15 protein-coding genes and 1 riboswitch are annotated in these 17,242 nt (G+C 62.0%); of the genes, 8 read left to right on the top strand and 7 right to left on the bottom strand.

All coding sequences use genetic code 11. The features are described 5' to 3' along the window. Positions 1–3 precede the first annotated feature (3 nt). Both epd and tkt read right to left on the bottom strand, forming a co-directional pair. Positions 4–1,068, bottom strand: coding sequence for an erythrose-4-phosphate dehydrogenase (epd, locus tag K5Q02_RS06480; protein ID WP_225837530.1), 1,065 nt, complete (start codon positions 1,066–1,068; stop codon positions 4–6). A 120-nt stretch (positions 1,069–1,188) separates the two neighbouring features. Next, positions 1,189–3,186 (bottom strand): transketolase, encoded by a 1,998-nt coding sequence (gene tkt, locus K5Q02_RS06475; RefSeq protein WP_225837528.1) that lies wholly within the window; start codon positions 3,184–3,186, stop codon positions 1,189–1,191. A gap of 269 nt (positions 3,187–3,455) precedes the next feature. Between tkt and K5Q02_RS06470 the strand changes: the two genes are divergently transcribed. Together K5Q02_RS06470 and metK are read left to right on the top strand one after the other, a co-directional pair. Next, positions 3,456–4,484, top strand: a complete 1,029-nt coding sequence (locus tag K5Q02_RS06470) for an ArsR/SmtB family transcription factor (protein ID WP_225837526.1) — start codon at positions 3,456–3,458, stop codon at positions 4,482–4,484. Beyond that, positions 4,481–5,671 (top strand): methionine adenosyltransferase, encoded by a 1,191-nt coding sequence (gene metK, locus K5Q02_RS06465; RefSeq protein WP_225837524.1) that lies wholly within the window; start codon positions 4,481–4,483, stop codon positions 5,669–5,671. Before K5Q02_RS06470 ends, metK begins: the two co-directional genes overlap by 4 nt. 104 nt (positions 5,672–5,775) lie before the next feature. On the opposite strand, the gene K5Q02_RS06460 is transcribed toward metK, so the two are convergent. Continuing rightward, positions 5,776–6,030: a hypothetical protein gene (locus K5Q02_RS06460; RefSeq protein ID WP_225837522.1), complete on the bottom strand. Its 255-nt coding sequence runs from the start codon at positions 6,028–6,030 to the stop codon at positions 5,776–5,778. Between the two features lie 316 nt (positions 6,031–6,346). Here K5Q02_RS06460 and ligB point away from each other — a divergent pair, with 316 nt between their 5' ends. Next, the gene (gene ligB, locus K5Q02_RS06455) at positions 6,347–8,014 is read left to right on the top strand and encodes an NAD-dependent DNA ligase LigB (protein ID WP_225837520.1); all 1,668 of its coding nucleotides are present in this window, start codon (positions 6,347–6,349) and stop codon (positions 8,012–8,014) included. 50 nt (positions 8,015–8,064) lie between these two features. Here ligB and K5Q02_RS06450 read toward each other — a convergent pair whose 3' ends face one another. Beyond that, a complete protein-coding gene (locus tag K5Q02_RS06450; RefSeq protein ID WP_042552436.1) occupies positions 8,065–8,454 on the bottom strand; it encodes an acyl-CoA thioesterase in 390 nt (129 codons plus the stop codon). A 213-nt stretch (positions 8,455–8,667) separates the two neighbouring features. Next, positions 8,668–8,752, top strand: a riboswitch (S-adenosyl-L-homocysteine riboswitch). 91 nt (positions 8,753–8,843) lie between these two features. Between K5Q02_RS06450 and ahcY the strand changes: the two genes are divergently transcribed. The 5 genes from ahcY (at position 8,844) to K5Q02_RS06425 (ending at position 15,857) form a co-directional block, all read left to right on the top strand. Beyond that, positions 8,844–10,238 carry an adenosylhomocysteinase gene (gene ahcY / locus K5Q02_RS06445; RefSeq protein WP_179539662.1) on the top strand — a complete coding sequence of 465 codons (1,395 nt, stop codon included), beginning with the start codon at positions 8,844–8,846 and terminating at the stop codon, positions 10,236–10,238. A gap of 97 nt (positions 10,239–10,335) precedes the next feature. Continuing rightward, entirely contained in the window at positions 10,336–11,178 is an 843-nt protein-coding gene (metF, locus tag K5Q02_RS06440; RefSeq protein ID WP_225837518.1) for a methylenetetrahydrofolate reductase [NAD(P)H], read from the top strand. A gap of 262 nt (positions 11,179–11,440) precedes the next feature. After that, entirely contained in the window at positions 11,441–12,814 is a 1,374-nt protein-coding gene (ppnN, locus tag K5Q02_RS06435; protein ID WP_225837516.1) for a nucleotide 5'-monophosphate nucleosidase PpnN, read from the top strand. Positions 12,815–13,025: 211 nt separating this feature from the next. Continuing rightward, the gene (locus tag K5Q02_RS06430) at positions 13,026–13,772 is read left to right on the top strand and encodes a siderophore-interacting protein (RefSeq protein ID WP_225837515.1); all 747 of its coding nucleotides are present in this window, start codon (positions 13,026–13,028) and stop codon (positions 13,770–13,772) included. A 228-nt stretch (positions 13,773–14,000) separates the two neighbouring features. Continuing rightward, positions 14,001–15,857 (top strand): DEAD/DEAH box helicase, encoded by a 1,857-nt coding sequence (locus K5Q02_RS06425; RefSeq protein WP_225837513.1) that lies wholly within the window; start codon positions 14,001–14,003, stop codon positions 15,855–15,857. 8 nt (positions 15,858–15,865) lie between these two features. Here the strand turns inward: K5Q02_RS06425 and K5Q02_RS24335 are convergent, their stop codons facing one another. The 3 genes from K5Q02_RS24335 to K5Q02_RS06415 form a co-directional block, all read right to left on the bottom strand. Continuing rightward, entirely contained in the window at positions 15,866–15,997 is a 132-nt protein-coding gene (locus K5Q02_RS24335; RefSeq protein WP_268945251.1) for a hypothetical protein, read from the bottom strand. A 13-nt stretch (positions 15,998–16,010) separates the two neighbouring features. Beyond that, on the bottom strand, positions 16,011–16,589 hold the full coding sequence (locus K5Q02_RS06420; RefSeq protein ID WP_225837511.1) for a YceI family protein: 579 nt from the start codon (positions 16,587–16,589) through the stop codon (positions 16,011–16,013). A gap of 61 nt (positions 16,590–16,650) precedes the next feature. Next, a complete protein-coding gene (locus K5Q02_RS06415) occupies positions 16,651–17,196 on the bottom strand; it encodes a cytochrome b (RefSeq protein ID WP_225837509.1) in 546 nt (181 codons plus the stop codon). Positions 17,197–17,242 lie beyond the last annotated feature (46 nt).

Below are 17,242 nucleotides of genomic sequence, written 5' to 3'. Positions count from 1 at the left end.
GAGTCAGTCCTTAACAGGGGCTGGTGAAAGGGGAGCGGCGGCATCGAGAAAATGCACGGCCATGTCGAGCATGCGGTTGGCGAAACCCCATTCGTTGTCGAACCAGGCCAGCAGGTTGACCAGGCGTGGCCCGGAAACCCGCGTCTGACTGCCGTCGACGATCGCCGAGTGGGGATCATGATTGAAGTCGCAACTGGCGTGCGGCAACTCGGTGTACGCCAGCAGACCTTGCAGCGGCCCCTGTTCGGAAGCCTGGCGCAAGATCCGGTTGATCTCTTCGGTGCTGGTGTCACGGGCGGTCTGCAAGGTGATATCCAGGCAGGACACGTTGACCGTCGGCACCCGAATGGCTTTGGCCTGAATTCGCCCGGCAAGTTCCGGAAGCAGCCGTTCGATGCCTCGAGCCAGGCCCGTGGAGACCGGAATCACCGACTGAAAGGCCGAGCGCGTACGGCGCAAATCCTCGTCGTGATAGGCATCGATCACCGGCTGGTCGTTCATCGCCGAGTGAATGGTGGTGATCGAAATGTACTCCAGGCCGATCGCCTCATTGAGCAGCTTGAGCAACGGTACACCGCAGTTGGTCGTGCACGAGGCGTTCGACACCAGGCGCTCGGTACCATCGAGGCACTGCTGATTGACGCCATAAACCACCGTGGCATCGACATCGCTCTCGCTGGCCATCGGCTGGGACAACAGCACCCGCGGCGCACCCGCGCGCAGAAAACGCTCGGCCTGCTCGCGGGTGGTGTATTGCCCGGAGCACTCGAGTAGCAGATCGATATCCAGCGCAGCCCAGTCGACACCTTCCGGCTCACGCTCGCGCAGCACGCGCACGCGTTCGCCATTGATATGCAGGCAATCGCCAACCACCTTCACCTCGCCGGGAAAACGCCCGTGGGTGGAGTCGAAGCGGGTCAGGTACTCGATGCTGGCCTGATCGGCCAGATCGTTGAGCGCGACGATTTCCAGACGCGCGGCGCCAGCACGCTCGTGCAGGGCACGCAGCACGCAACGGCCGATGCGGCCGTAGCCGTTCAGAGCAACGCGATAGGGACGATAGGACATCGGAGATCTCGGATGAACCCGTAGGGTGGATCGCGCTTTATCGATCCACCGGGCGCCGCAGGGTGGGTGGAAAAGAGCGTCAGCTACGCGCCCCGATCCACCCTACGGCGTCGTTCTCACTTAGGCGTCGAGCAGCTCTTCGGCAGTGCCGATGATGTTCTCGACGGTGAAACCGAAATGTTCGAACAGCTCGCCGGCCGGAGCCGACTCACCGTAGGTTTCCATACCGATGACACGGCCTTCAAGGCCCACATACTTGTACCAGAAGTCAGCGTGGGCAGCTTCGATGGCGATCCGCGCGGTAACCTGCAGCGGCAGTACGGACTGCTTGTAGCCGGCGTCCTGCTGGTCGAAGACGTTGGTCGACGGCATCGACACGACGCGTACCTTGCGGCCCTGCGCGGTCAGTTTGTCGGCAGCCTGGATGGCCAGACCGACTTCCGAGCCGGTGGAGATCAGAATCAGCTCCGGTTCGCCGGCGCAATCCTTCAACACGTAACCGCCACGGCTGATGGCCGCTTCGGTTTCATGGTCGCGCAGGTTATGCGGCAGGTTCTGGCGCGAGAAGATCAGCGCGCTCGGGCCATCCTTGCGCTCGACCGAGTGTTTCCAGGCCACGGCAGCTTCGACGGTATCCGCCGGGCGCCAAGTATCCAGGTTCGGCGTGGTGCGCAGGCTGGTCAGTTGCTCGACCGGCTGGTGAGTCGGGCCGTCTTCGCCCAAACCGATGGAGTCGTGGGTGAACACGTAGAGCACGCGCAGCTTCATCAGCGCGGACATGCGTACCGCGTTACGGGCGTATTCCATGAACATCAGGAAGGTCGCGCCGTAAGGCACCAGGCCGCCGTGCAGGGCGACGCCGTTCATGATCGCGCTCATGCCGAACTCGCGCACGCCGTAGTACATGTAGTTGCCCGAAGCGTCTTCGGCGACCACCGGCTTGCAGCCCTTCCACAGGGTCAGGTTGGAACCGGCCAGGTCGGCGGAGCCACCCAGCAGTTCCGGCAGCAACGGGCCGAAGGCATTCAGGCAATTCTGGCTGGCCTTGCGGCTGGCGATGGTTTCGCCTTTCTCGGCCACGGCGCGGATGAACTCGCTGGCCTTGGCGGAGAAATCGGCAGGCAGCTCGCCAGCCATGCGACGGATGAACTCGTTGGCCAATTCCGGGTAAGCAGCGGAATAGGCAGCGAAACGCTGATCCCATTCGGCTTCGGCAGCCAGACCGGCTTCCTTGGCGTCCCACTCGGCATAGATGTCGGCCGGGATTTCGAACGGCGCGTGGCTCCAGTTCAGGGCAGCACGGGTCAGGGCGATTTCGTCATGGCCCAATGCAGCGCCGTGGGACTCTTCCTTACCCTGCTTGTTCGGCGAGCCGAAACCGATGATGGTCTTGCAGCAGATCAGGGTCGGCTGCTCGCTCTTGCGAGCGGTGTCGATGGCCATTTTGATCTCTTCGGGATCATGGCCGTCGACATTGCGGATCACCTGCCAGCCGTAGGCTTCAAAGCGCGCCGGGGTATCGTCGGTGAACCAGCCGTGGACTTCGCCATCGATGGAGATGCCGTTGTCATCGTAGAACGCGATCAGCTTGCCCAAGCCCAGGGTACCGGCCAGCGAGCAGACTTCGTGGCTGATGCCTTCCATCATGCAACCGTCGCCCAGGAAGGCGTAGGTGTGGTGATCGACGATGTTATGGCCATCGCGGTTGAACTGCGCCGCCATGATCTTCTCAGCTAAGGCGAAGCCCACGGCGTTGGCGATGCCCTGGCCGAGCGGGCCGGTGGTGGTCTCGACGCCTGGCGCGTAGCCGTATTCCGGGTGACCCGGGGTGCGGCTGTGCAACTGGCGGAAGTTCTTCAGGTCGTCGATGGACAGGTCGTAGCCGGTCAGGTGCAGCAACGAATAGATCAGCATCGAGCCATGGCCGTTGGACAGTACGAAACGGTCACGGTCAGCGAATTTCGGGTTGGCCGGGTTGTGTTTCAGGTAGTCACGCCACAGCACTTCGGCGATGTCCGCCATGCCCATAGGGGCACCCGGGTGGCCGCTGTTGGCTTTTTGCACGGCATCCATGCTCAGGGCACGAATGGCATTGGCACGCTCACGACGGCTGGGCATCGCTAATCTCCTGCGGGTGGCTGCTCTTAGGCAGCGGGGGTCGAAAAAGGCGGCCATTTTCGCCCAGCAGGCACTGCGGGGGCAATGACAGATGGTCGTTAGCCGAACGATTCCCGCGGTTTTCCTGGATAAAAGTGCTCAGCCTCTGGAAGCGAAGCGGTTTATCTCCCGTCGTGAGTAGCCAGGCAAGCGCGCGGCGAAGACCAATATCAAAACTTTTTGATATTGGTCTTGCTGCACAAAAAATCACCGACTAGACTGCGCGGCTTATGACTGTGCGCGCCTCTCAGCTCGACTTCGAGCCCGCCGATGCTCTCTCCGCCCTGTGCAAGGCAGCGGGCGACCCGCTGCGCCTGAATGTTTTGCGCGCACTGGCCAACGATTCGTTCGGCGTACTGGAGCTGGCGCAGATCTTCGCCATTGGCCAGTCCGGCATCAGCCACCACTTGAAGGTGCTGGCCCAGGCCGGCCTGGTGGCGACGCGCCGGGAAGGCAACGCGATTTTCTATCGCCGCGCCCTGGCCCAGATGGAAACTGTTGGCGGTACGCTGCACGGCGCCCTGCTCCAGGAAGTCGATCGGCTGGCCCTGCCGCTCGAGGTGCGCGAACGCATCGCCCAGGTGCATCAGCAGCGCGCGGCTGCCAGCCAGGATTTCTTTGCCCGTAGCGCAGAGCGCTTCCAGGCTCAGCAGGATCTGATCGCCGGCCTGCCGCAATACCGCGACAGCGTGCTGGCCCTGCTCGACTCACTGGACTTTCCTGCCAACGCCCGCGCCCTGGAGATCGGCCCCGGCGATGGCAGCTTTTTGCCCGAACTGGCGAGCCGCTTCGGCCAAGTCACCGCACTGGATAACAGCCCGGCCATGCTTGAGCTGGCACGCCTGCGCTGTGAGCACGACGGCCTGGATAACGTTCAGTTGCAACTTGCCGACGCCCTGCTCGACGACTACCCCAGCGCCGACTGCGTAGTGTTAAACATGGTGCTGCATCACTTCGCCGCACCGGCTCAGGCCCTGCAGATACTCGCAGGCCGCGTGAACGATGGCGGCAGCCTGTTGATCACAGAACTGTGCAGCCACAACCAAAGTTGGGCCCGCGACACCTGCGGCGATCTCTGGCTAGGCTTCGAACAGGACGACCTGGCCCACTGGGCCGTCGTCGCCGGGCTGACACAAGGCGAGAGCCTGTATGTCGGCCTGCGCAATGGTTTTCAAATTCAGGTGCGCCATTTCCAGCGCACGCCATCACTCCCGTACGTGGCCGAAAGGCCCTCACTCGCCAGGACAACCGATAGATGAGCGAATACTCCCTGTTTACCTCCGAGTCCGTGTCCGAAGGTCATCCGGACAAGATCGCCGACCAGATTTCCGATGCCGTCCTCGACGCCATCATCACCCAGGACAAACACGCCCGCGTGGCCGTCGAAACACTGGTCAAGACCGGCGTGGCGATCATCGCCGGCGAAGTCACCACCAGCGCCTGGGTCGACCTCGAGCAGATCGTGCGCGACGTGATCTGCAACATCGGCTACACCAGCTCGGATGTCGGCTTTGACGGCGCGACCTGTGGCGTGATGAACATCATTGGCAAGCAGTCCCCGGACATCAACCAAGGTGTCGACCGCGCCAAACCGGAAGATCAGGGCGCTGGCGACCAGGGCCTGATGTTCGGCTATGCCAGCAACGAAACCGACGTGCTGATGCCGGCGCCGATCCGCTTCTCTCACGCGCTGGTCGAGCGTCAGGCCGAAGCCCGCAAATCTGGCCTGCTGCCGTGGCTGCGCCCGGACGCCAAGAGCCAGGTCACCTGCCGTTACGAGCACGGCAAAGTGGTTGGCATCGACGCGGTGGTGCTATCCACCCAGCACAACCCGGATGTCAGCCTGAGCGACCTACGTGAAGCGGTAATGGAGCTGGTGATCAAGCACAGCCTGCCCGCCGAACTGCTGCACAAGGACACCCAGTACCACATCAACCCGACCGGCAACTTCGTGATCGGTGGCCCAGTGGGCGACTGCGGCCTGACTGGCCGCAAGATCATCGTCGACAGCTATGGCGGCATGGCTCGCCACGGCGGCGGCGCGTTCTCCGGCAAGGATCCATCCAAGGTCGACCGCAGCGCGGCTTATGCCGGCCGCTATGTCGCCAAGAACATCGTTGCCGCCGGCCTGGCCGAGCGCTGCGAGATTCAGGTTTCCTACGCCATCGGCGTCGCCCAGCCGACCTCGATTTCGATCAACACCTTCGGCACCAACAAGGTAGCGGACGAGACCATCGTCAAACTGGTGCGCGACGTGTTCGACCTGCGCCCGTACGCCATCACCAAGATGCTCGACCTGCTGCACCCGATGTACCAGCCGACCGCCGCCTACGGCCACTTCGGCCGCGAGCCGCAGCAACTGACTGTCGGTGACGACAGCTTCACCAGCTTCACCTGGGAGAAGACCGACAAGGCTGCAGACCTGCGCGCCGCTGCCGGCCTCTAAGGCCGAGTTGCCCGGCGAGAGCCGGGCAACGGACACAAAAAAGCCTCCGTGGACGCAACGCTCACGGAGGCTTTTTCACACCTGCAAGGCAGATATTCTTATTGCTATTTACCGAACAGCGAGCCCAACCCTTTCAGGGTTTCGGCAGCAGCTGTGATGTTTTCAGCTGTGCCATTGCCCTGGGTTTGCGCGACAGTCTCATCGGACGTGGCGGCATTGGCGCCCAACTGACTGCACCCACCCTCGACCTGAGCGATGGTGTCGTTGGCCTGCTGATTGCCGAGCAGGCCGGCCAGTTGCTTGACCTGAGCCAGCTTCTCGGCGTTGGCGGAGAGTTTCTGATCGCACTTGGCCTGCATATCATCAGCCGCCTGTACGAAGGCACTGCCGCATACCAACGAAACAGCACAGAACAAAACGGAAAGACGCATTAGAAGTAGACCCTTGAGTGATGAGACCCGGCAATTGAATCCCGCCGCCGGGCAATTCCATTTGATACGCGGGAAGAAGCGGAATTTTATCATTCACAAATTGTTTCGGCCAAACTTGAAATGGCCAAAATGTCGGCCAGTCGCTACTTACGACCCGCCCGCAGCAGTGCTGTACTGCGTTTGCGGCATGAGCGATATGCGGCTAGCCTGCAGAAATCATCGCCCGAGCAAGGATGCTCCGCCCATGAAACACTGGATCGCTGCCGCCCTTCCCGTCCTGCTGGCCTCACTCGTCCACGCCGACGAATGCCCCAAACAGACAACCGCACACAGCCGCCAACTCAATGAGCTCTCCGCCCAGATAGCCCAATGGGACGACGCCTATCATCGCCAAGGCCGCTCGCTGGTCAGCGATGAACTCTACGATCAAGCCCGCACCCGCCTGGAGCATTGGCAACGTTGCCTGAGCGACACGGCAACGGCCAACCCACTGAGCGGTGCTGGCGGCCCGGCGCGACATCCGGTGACCCAGACAGGTCTGCGCAAGCTCGAAGATGAGCGCGCCGTGAACCGCTGGATGGCCTCACGCCAGGCCTTGTGGATTCAGCCCAAGGTCGATGGCGTCGCGGTCACGCTGATTTACAGCGGCGGCCACCTGCAGCAGGCGATCAGCCGCGGGGACGGCAACACCGGCCAGGACTGGACATCACGCGCCACACGGATTGCGGCCATTCCCAAGCACCTCACTGATGACAGCGAACTAGTGCTGCAAGGCGAGCTGTACCTGCAGCGCCCTGCACACATTCAGGCCAAGCACGGCGGCGCTTCGGCGCGCAGCACGGTCGCCGGATTGATGGCACGAGAGGATCTGCAAGAAGCCCAAGCGAACGACATTGGGCTGTTCGTTTGGGACTGGCCCAATGGCCCGGACGATATGCAGCAACGTCTCGACCACCTGGCGCAGTTGGGTTTTGACGACAGCCGCCACTACAGCCACCCCGTCATTACCGCCACCGAGGCCAGGCAATGGCGCGAGCGCTGGTACCGTAATCCACTGCCCTTCGCTACTGACGGCGTGGTTCTGCGCCAAGGCCAGCGCCCATCCGGCGAACGCTGGCGCGCCGAGCCGCCACACTGGGCAGCGGCTTGGAAATACCCGGCCAGCGAGGCCCTGGCGCTGGTCAACGGCGTCGAGTTCAGCATCGGCCGTAGCGGTCGCATCACCCCGCTGCTGCGTCTACACCCAGTGAAACTCGACGACCGCACCATTCGCGTAGTCAGCGCGGGCTCACTGGAACGCTGGCAGCAACTGGATATTCGCCCGGGCGATCAAGTCGCCATCCGCCTTGCCGGGCAAACCATTCCGCAACTGACTGACGTGGTAGTGCAGACAGCAAACCGCCACGAACTCGACGTTCCGCGCCGTGACGATTACCACGCGCTGAGCTGCCTGCGCGCCTCCGCTCCCTGCACCAGCCAGTTCCACGCCCGCCTTACCTGGCTCAGCAGCAAACAGGCACTAAACCTGCCTGACATCGGCGCTGGAACGTGGGAGAAGCTTTTGCAGGCCCAGCGTATCGACAGCCTGCTCGACTGGCTGGAGCTCAGTGAGGAGCAGCTACTCGCCGTACCGGGCATCGGCCAACAGACTGCTGCCACGCTCAGAAAGCGCTTCGCCGAAGCCCGGCAACGCCCATTCAATGCCTGGCTGCGCGCCCTAGGCACACCAATCAACCCGGACAACCTGGCTATCAAGGACTGGTCACAACTGCAACAGCGCAGCCTGGTCGAGTGGCAGAAGCTGCCAGGAATCGGCCCGACCCGCGCCGCTCAGCTGCAGAGGTTTTTCCAGCACGAGGAGATAGTCGCGCTGGGCGACCGATTGCGCCTGGCCGGCGTCGACGGCTTCTGATCAACAGACGCGGAAAGACTCATCGCCTGGCGTCCGCGCGCCCCAGCGACTCAGTCCTTGAACTGATCCTTGATATAGGTGATTTCGGTCTTGCCGTGGGGCGCAGGCTGGCCGTTCTCGTCCAGATTGACGAAGACCATCTTGTCGATGGTCAGGATGCTCTTGCGGGTGATCTTGTTGCGCACTTCACAGCGCATGGTGATCGAGGTACGACCGAACTCGCTGGCGGTGATGCCCAGTTCGATGATGTCGCTCTGCCGGGCCGAGGCGACGAAGTTGATCTCCGAGATCAGCTTGGTCACCACGCGCTGAGTGCCGAGCTGGATGATGGCGTAGATCGCCGCTTCTTCGTCGATCCACTTCAGCAGGCTGCCGCCGAACAGGGTGCCGTTGGGGTTGAGGTCTTCGGGCTTTACCCACTTGCGTGTGTGGAAGTTCATCTGCACTCCTTATCCATCGCTATCGTTCGCGAACCATGATCGCAAAGGCAGGCGGCAGTTGTCGCGGGCGCGTTTTCAATGGCATCGATTAAGGCTCGGTATCAGGTGCATCGATGGCCGATACGGGACGACGGAAAACCTTGGGCTGGCGCGCCGGCAAGGCTATAATCGCCACGTTTCATACGCTCGGCACTGCCTGAGCGTTCCCGCCACCTGTCCGAGGGGCGCTGCAGCAAGCCAAAGGCTTGTCAGGCTCGGATGGGGCGTTACCCAAACGCATCAACGGCGCCCAATCGGACTGCGTGAAAACGTAGCGAGCCATGGCCATCAGGCCGGGCATACCGGTTTTCACCTATCTGATCACAGATCATCGATTGGAGAGCTTTTGCATGAGCGCTGCTTTTACCGACTACAAAGTCGCTGACATTTCCCTGGCCGATTGGGGCCGTAAAGAGCTGATCATCGCCGAATCCGAGATGCCGGCACTGATGGGCCTACGTCGCAAGTACGCTGCCGAACAACCGCTGAAAGGCGCGAAGATCCTCGGCTGCATTCACATGACCATCCAGACCGGCGTGCTGATCGAGACGCTGACTGCGCTGGGCGCCGAAGTGCGCTGGTCGTCGTGCAACATCTTCTCCACTCAGGATCAGGCCGCTGCCGCCATCGCCGCCGCCGGTATTCCGGTGTTCGCCTGGAAAGGCGAGACCGAAGCCGAGTACGAGTGGTGCATCGAGCAGACCATCCTCAAGGACGGCCAGCCGTGGGACGCCAACATGGTGCTCGACGACGGCGGCGACCTGACTCAGATCCTGCATGACAAGTACCCGCAGGTGCTGACCAACGTCCACGGCGTCACCGAAGAAACCACCACCGGTGTTCATCGCCTGCTCGACATGCTCAAGGCCGGCACCCTGAAAGTCCCGGCGATCAACGTCAACGACGCGGTCACCAAGAGCAAGAACGACAACAAGTACGGCTGCCGTCACAGCCTCAACGACGCCATCAAGCGCGGCACCGACCACCTGCTGTCGGGCAAGCAAGCGCTGGTCATCGGCTACGGCGACGTGGGCAAGGGCTCGGCTGCCTCGCTGCGTCAGGAAGGCATGATCGTCAAGGTTTCCGAGATCGATCCGATCTGCGCCATGCAGGCCTGCATGGACGGCTACGAACTCGTTTCGCCGTACATCGACGGCCGCAATGACGGCACCGACGCCAGCATCGACAAGGCCCTGCTGGGCAAGATCGACCTGATCGTCACCACCACCGGCAACGCCAACGTCTGTGACGCCGGCATGCTCAAGGCGCTGAAAGCTCGTGCCGTGGTCTGCAACATCGGTCACTTCGACAACGAGATCGACACTGCTTTCATGCGCAAGAACTGGGCGTGGGAAGAGGTCAAACCGCAGGTGCACAAGATCCACCGCACCGGCGCTGGCCAATTCGACCCGCGTAATGACGACTACCTGATCCTGCTGGCCGAAGGCCGTCTGGTGAACCTGGGCAACGCCACGGGCCACCCGAGCCGCATCATGGACGGCTCTTTCGCCAACCAGGTTCTCGCCCAGATCTTCCTGTTCGAGCAGAAGTTCGCCGACCTGTCGGCCGAGAAGAAGGCCGAGCGCCTGACCGTCGAAGTACTGCCGAAGAAGCTGGATGAAGAAGTCGCACTGGAAATGGTGAAAGGCTTCGGCGGCGTGGTCACCCAACTGACCACCAAGCAGGCCGAGTACATCGGCGTTCCGGTCGAAGGCCCGTTCAAGCCGGACAGCTACCGCTACTAACCCCAGCTACACGCTACACGCCACACGCTGCAAGAGGGAGCCGACTCCACTTGCAGCTTGTGGCGTGAGGCTTGTCGCTGAGAAGGGAACCTTCTCCATGATCCAGAAAAAAACCAATGTCAGCTTCGAGTTCTTCCCGACGAAGACCGATGCTGGACACGAGAAACTGCTGAATACCGCGCGAGAGCTGGCCGGTTACAACCCGGAATTCTTCTCCTGCACCTATGGCGCCGGTGGCTCCACCCGCGACCGTACGCTCAATACCGTGCTGCAACTCGATGGCGAAGTGAAGGTGCCTACCGCACCGCACCTGTCGTGCGTCGGCGACAGCAAGGCCGAATTGATCGAGCTGCTCAATCTGTACAAGAACAACGGCATCAACCGCATCGTTGCCCTGCGCGGCGACCTGCCTTCGGGCATGGGCATGTCCAGCGGTGAACTGCGCCATGCCAATGATCTGGTCGAGCTGATCCGCCAGGAAACCGGTGATCACTTTCATATCGAAGTAGCGGCCTACCCGGAAATGCATCCGCAGGCGCGTAACTTCGAAGACGACATCGCCAACTTCGTGCGCAAGGCCAAGGCCGGCGCAAGCAGTGCGATCACTCAGTACTTCTTCAACGCCGACTGCTACTTCTACTTCGTCGAGCGTGTACGCAAGTTGGGCGTCGACATCCCGGTGATCCCGGGCATCATGCCGATCACCAACTACAGCAAACTGGCACGCTTCTCCGACGCCTGCGGCGCCGAGCTGCCGCGCTGGGTCCGCAAGCAACTGGAAGCCTATGGTGACGACACCCAGAGCATCCAGCGCTTCGGTGAAGAAATGATCACCGACATGTGCGAACGCCTGCTCCAGGGCGGTGCACCGGGCCTGCACTTCTACACCCTCAACCAGGCCGCCCCTAGCCTGGCTGTGTGGAAGAACCTGCAAGGCTGATTGCCGGGCCGCGAATGTTAGAACTTTCGCGGCCCGCGTCTTTCCTAACAGTCTGCTGAAAACTCAGGCGAGGCAGCGGCAACGCCATCGTTTTCAACAGCCTGTTAACTCGGTACCCGTTGACCCAGAGTCCTCCACTGGCCGACAGTACAGCGCCATCACCCGGACGCCCCATCATGGGTCACGATCACCGGGACTGAATTCTTCATCGCGCGATCAGCCAGGATCGGCTCGAGTTGTCGCGTTACCACGGGATGCCTGCATGCTCACTCGCCAGAAAATCAATGCTTCGGTCTCGCCCAAGGGCAGCCTGGAAACCCTCTCCCAGCGTGAAGTCCAGCAATTGCGCGAAACCGGCTCCGGTAGCGTCTACGCGCTGTTCCGCCAATGCGCCCTGGCAATTCTCAACACCGGTTCGCACAGCGACAACGCCAAGACCATCCTCGAGGCCTATCCGGACTTCGAAGTGAAGATCCACCAGCAGGATCGCGGCATCCGCCTGGAGCTGATCAATGCGCCGGCTGACGCCTTCGTCGATGGCGAGATGATCGCCAGTACCCGCGAGATGCTGTTCAGCGCCCTGCGCGACATCGTCTACACCCAGAGCGAGCTGGAAAACAAACGCGTCGACGTGGACAGCTCCAGCGGTCTGACCGACTACGTTTTCCACCTGCTGCGCAACGCCCGCACCCTGCGCGCCGGCGCCGAGCCGAAGATGGTGGTGTGCTGGGGTGGCCACTCGATCGACACCGAAGAATACAAATACACCAAGAAAGTCGGCCACGAACTGGGCCTGCGTGCCTTGGACGTGTGCACCGGCTGCGGCCCCGGTGTGATGAAGGGGCCGATGAAGGGCGCCACCATTTCCCACGCCAAGCAGCGCATCGTCGGCGCCCGCTACCTGGGGCTGACCGAGCCGGGCATCATCGCCGCCGAGGCGCCGAACCCGATCGTCAACGAACTGGTGATCCTGCCGGATATCGAAAAGCGCCTGGAAGCCTTCGTGCGCATCGGCCACGGCATCATCATCTTCCCCGGCGGCGCGGGCACGGCAGAAGAGTTTCTCTATCTGCTCGGTATCCTCATGCATCCGGACAACGCCGAGCTGCCCTTCCCCCTCGTGCTGACCGGGCCGAAGAGCGCCGAAGCTTACTTGCAGCAGTTGCACGCCTTCATCGGCGCGACCCTGGGCGTGGAGGCGCAGAACCGCTACGTGCTGATTCCCAACGACCCGGCCGAAGTGGCCCGCCACATGGCGGCTGGCATCAAGGCGGTGAAGCAGTTCCGCCGCGAGCGCAATGACGCCTTCCACTTCAACTGGTTGCTGAAGATCGACGAGAGCTTCCAACATCCCTTCGAACCGACCCACGAAGCCATGGCCAGCCTCAACCTGACCCGCGAGCAGCCGGTGCACGAACTGGCCGCCAACCTGCGTCGCGCCTTCTCGGGCATCGTCGCCGGTAACGTCAAGGACAAAGGCATCCGCCTGATCGAGCAACATGGCCCGTATGAGCTGCGCGGCGACAAGACCATCATGCAACCGCTGGATCGCCTGCTGCAGGCCTTCGTCGAACAGCACCGCATGAAGCTGCCAGGCGGCAGCGCCTACGAGCCGTGCTATCGGGTCGTCAGCTGACAGTGGCACATGCCCGCCGGGTGGACAACGCGACGTATGTCCACCTGAGCCGTAGCCTGGGTTGAGCGAAGCGATACCTGGGTCGGATACCAGGGTTCGGGAACCGCGAAGAAGTCTGCGCCCGCACCCCGCACTGGCCGCCACGGACATTAAGTGATAATAATTCTCACATGAATGGCGGCGATCACTGCCGTCACAACAGGAGAGTTCAATGCCACGCCCTGCTCCCCGTACCCTGCGGGTCATTTCATCCACTCCCGTCACGCCGCACATGCTGCGCATCACCCTGGGCGGCGACGAAATCGACAGCTTTCCAACCGATCAGGAAAGCGCCTACATCAAGCTGATCTTTCCCGCGCCGGGCAGCGAAAACACGCTGATGCGCACCTACACCGTGCGCCATCAGCGAGCGGAGCAGTTCGACGTGGATTTCGTCCTGCACGATGATGCCGGCCCTGCCTCCCAGTGGGCCAAAGACGCCAGCCCGGGCGACAGCATCGTCGTCGGCGGCCCCGGCCCGAAAAAGCTGGTAGACAACAGCGCGGACTGGTTCCTGGTGATTGGCGACATGACGGCCCTGCCGGCACTCAGCGTCAACCTCGAACAACTGCCGGCTGACGCCCGCGGGCACGCCATCATCGAGGTGATCGACGAGCGCGATATCCAGCCGCTGCAACATCCTGCTGGCGTCGAGCTGCACTGGCTGATCAACCCGCATCCCGGCGAAGACAGCCAGCTGCTGGTCAATCGCGTGCGCGAGCTGGCATGGCTGCCAGGCCGACCGAGCATCTGGGCTGCCTGCGAGTTCAGCAGCATGCGTGCCCTGCGCCAGCATTTCAGGGAGGAGCGCCAGGTCGACCGCAAGAACCTGTACATTTCCAGCTACTGGAAACTCGGCAACAGCGAAGATCAGCACAAGCTCGCCAAGCGCGAGGATGCCGACGCCCTGGCCGATTGATCCACACCATCACTCGCCGAGGAGTACGGGAACGCCCGTATTCCGCCCGGTCGGCGGCAAGTTGTGCCGATTCTCACCAATCCTGTTACACTCGGGCCTTCCCGCCAGGCTTGCGCCCGGATGCTGACCCCAGAGGCCAGCAGTACCGGACGGGATTGCGCGCCCCACGTGCGATTCAAGCCAGGCACTACACCTATAGGGCCACGCCCTCACCAGACAGGATTGCACATGTCCTTTGCCTCCCTCGGTCTCTCCGAGGCTTTAGTCCGTGCGGTCGAAGCCGCCGGCTACACCCAGCCCACTCCGGTGCAACAGCGGGCCATCCCCGCCGCGTTGCAAGGTCGCGACCTGATGGTGGCGGCCCAGACGGGTACAGGTAAGACAGGCGGTTTCGCGCTGCCGATCCTCGAGCGACTGTTCCCCAACGGTCACCCGGATCGCGAACAGCGCCATGGCCCGAAACAGCCGCGCGTACTGGTGCTCACGCCCACCCGCGAACTGGCCGCTCAGGTGCATGACAGCTTCAAGCTGTATGCCCGCGATTTGAAATTCGTCAGCGCCTGCATCTTCGGAGGCGTTGGCATGAACCCACAGGTACAGGCCCTGGCAAAAGGCGTCGATGTACTGGTGGCTTGCCCCGGTCGCCTGCTAGACCTCGCCAATCAACGTGCTATCGACCTTTCGCACGTAGAAATTTTGGTGCTGGACGAAGCCGACCGCATGCTCGACATGGGCTTTATCCATGACGTGAAAAAGGTTCTGGCCAAGCTGCCTACGCAGCGCCAGAACCTGCTGTTCTCAGCGACTTTTTCGAAAGACATTACCGACCTGGCCGGCAAGCTGCTGCACAACCCAGAGCGCATCGAAGTCACGCCACCGAACACCACGGTCGAGCGTATCGAACAGCGTGTGTTCCGCCTGCAGGCCAGCCACAAGCGCGCCCTGCTCGCTCACCTGATCACCGCGGGCGCATGGGAACAGGTTCTGGTCTTCACCCGGACCAAGCACGGCGCCAACCGCCTGGCCGAGTACCTGGACAAACACGGCCTGCCTGCCGTGGCGATTCATGGCAACAAGAGCCAGAACGCCCGCACCAAGGCCCTGGCCGACTTCAAGGCGAACAAGGTTCGCATCCTGGTTGCCACCGACATCGCCGCGCGTGGTCTGGACATCGACCAACTGCCTCACGTGGTCAACTTCGAGCTGCCCAACGTCGAAGAAGATTACGTGCACCGTATCGGCCGTACTGGCCGTGCCGGTCGTAGCGGTGAGGCTATCTCCCTGGTCGCCCCGGACGAAGAGAAACTGCTCAAGGGCATCGAGCGGATGACCAAGCAGAAGATCGCCGACGGTGATCAACTGGGCTTCGACGCCAGCAAGGTCGAGGCAGAACGCCCGGAAGTGCGTGAACCACAGAAACCACGCCCACCCCGTGGCGCCAAACCGGAAGGTGGCGGCCGCAAGGACAAGGGCAAGGACGGCGGCAAAACCAAGACTCAAAGCAAAGCCAGGCCTGCTCGCGAACAACAACCACGTGGCACGGCCCGCGCCAGCGCACCGGCCGTGCCTGCGTTGCCTCCGGATCGCGCCCCTGATGAGTTCCGCGATGACGAGATCGACAATTTCGGTAACCGTGCCGACTACGTAAGCCCGAACCAGAACAATGGTCAGGGCCGTGGCCGTCGCCCCGGTGCTGCCGCCAGTGGCCCAAGTGCCAGCAATGGCGTTGGCCAGGGGCCACGTGGTCAGGGCAAGGGCCCGCGCAGCACTGGCGGCGGTGCCGGTGCCGGTGCCGGTGCTGGCAAACGCCAGGGCCAAGGCCAGGGGCAAGGCGCCAACAAGGGTCGTAGTGGCGCGGGTAACCGCGGCCGCGGCCAGCAGCGCGATACCACCACCTCGCTGAACCGCGATGAATTGCCGCGTCAAGAGCCTGCCGTGCGCAGTAGCCGTGACAAGCAACCGGTCATCGTGCACAAGAGCTCGCGCAGCGATCGCCTACCGACGCCCGAGCAGCTCGACCAGCTACAAAGCAGCCGTCCACGCGGCGAGAAGCCTGCCCTGCTGACCCGCAATCGCGACAGCTGAGTATTGGCTCATTGAAAACGCCGGCCTAGTGCCGGCGTTTTCATTGGTGCAGCACGTTTAACCTCGCGGGTGATGACCCGCAGCGGCGCGCCAAGAATGCGGGGCAAAAAAACGCCGACCCAAGGGTCGGCGTTTTTCATGCAGCGCTCAAGCTTACTTGCGTACGCCTTCCACGGAGATGATCAGCTCGACTTCCTGCGAAGCCGGGCCCAGATCCTTCTCGATGTTGAAGTCTTTCAGCTTCAGCTTGGTGCTGCCTTCAAAACCAGCGCGGTAGCCGCCCCATGGATCGTCGCCCTGCCCCAGGAACTTGGCAGCAATCACCACCGGCTTGGTCACGCCATTGAGGGTCAGGTTGCCGGTGATATCAGCGGTATCCTTGCCAGTCGACTTGACGGCGGTGGACGCGAAGGTTGCAGTCGGGTTCTTGCTGACGTTGAGGAAATCGGCGCTGCGGATGTGCTTATCGCGCTCGGCATGGTTGGTGTCGACGCTTTCGGTCTTCAGGGTAACGTTGACCTTGCTGGCTTCCGGGTTCTTCTCATCGAAGCTGAAGCTGCCGTCGAAATCCTTGAAGGTACCGTACAGCCAGCTGTAGCCCAGGTGGCTGATCTTGAAATTGACGAAGGCGTGCTGACCTTGCTTGTCGATAGCGTAGTCAGCAGCCATTGCATGGCCAGCGCCCAACAGTGCGGTGCCCAGTGCCAGTGCAGCGAAAGTCTTCTTCAACATGGGAATTCCTTGAGAGATGAAATGAACGGCATTGCGGTGCAATGCCGAAACAGCTGAAGGATCAACGTCCGAAGATACGCAACAACGTGCGATCACGGTCGATGAAGTGGTGTTTAAGTGCAGCCAGACCATGCAGGACAGCAAAAATCACGATAGTCCAGGCCAGGTACTCGTGGATCAAACCGGCGACATCCCCCTGATTGGGGATGCTGGTCACGCTTGCCGGTACATCGAACAGCCCGAACACACTGATCGGACGGCCATCGGCCGTGGAGATCAGGTAGCCGGAAATCATCAGCACGAACAAGCCGAGATAGAGAAAGCTATGGCCCAGCTTGCTGGCCACTCGCGTCAGCCGACCATGCTCAGGGAGCGCCGGTGGCGGCGGGCTGATCCAGCGCCATAGCAGCCGGGCAGCCATGACCATGAACAGCAGGATGCCGATGCTCTTATGGATGTTCGGCGCGGTCTGGTACCAACCGCTGTAATAGCTAAGCCCGACCATCCAGAAGCCAAGCGCGAACAGGCCGAATACGGCAATGGCGACCAGCCAATGCAGGGAGACGCTGACAAGACCGTAACGAAACGTTGAATTACGCCACTGCATGGCCTGATTCCAAAAGGTGAGAGAACAGAGATTAGCAACAAACCTA

Source organism: Pseudomonas sp. MM211, assembly GCF_020386635.1.
GTDB lineage: Bacteria > Pseudomonadota > Gammaproteobacteria > Pseudomonadales > Pseudomonadaceae > Aquipseudomonas.
Note: the sequence above shows the minus strand (reverse complement) of the source record. Positions and strands in the feature narration are given on the sequence as shown.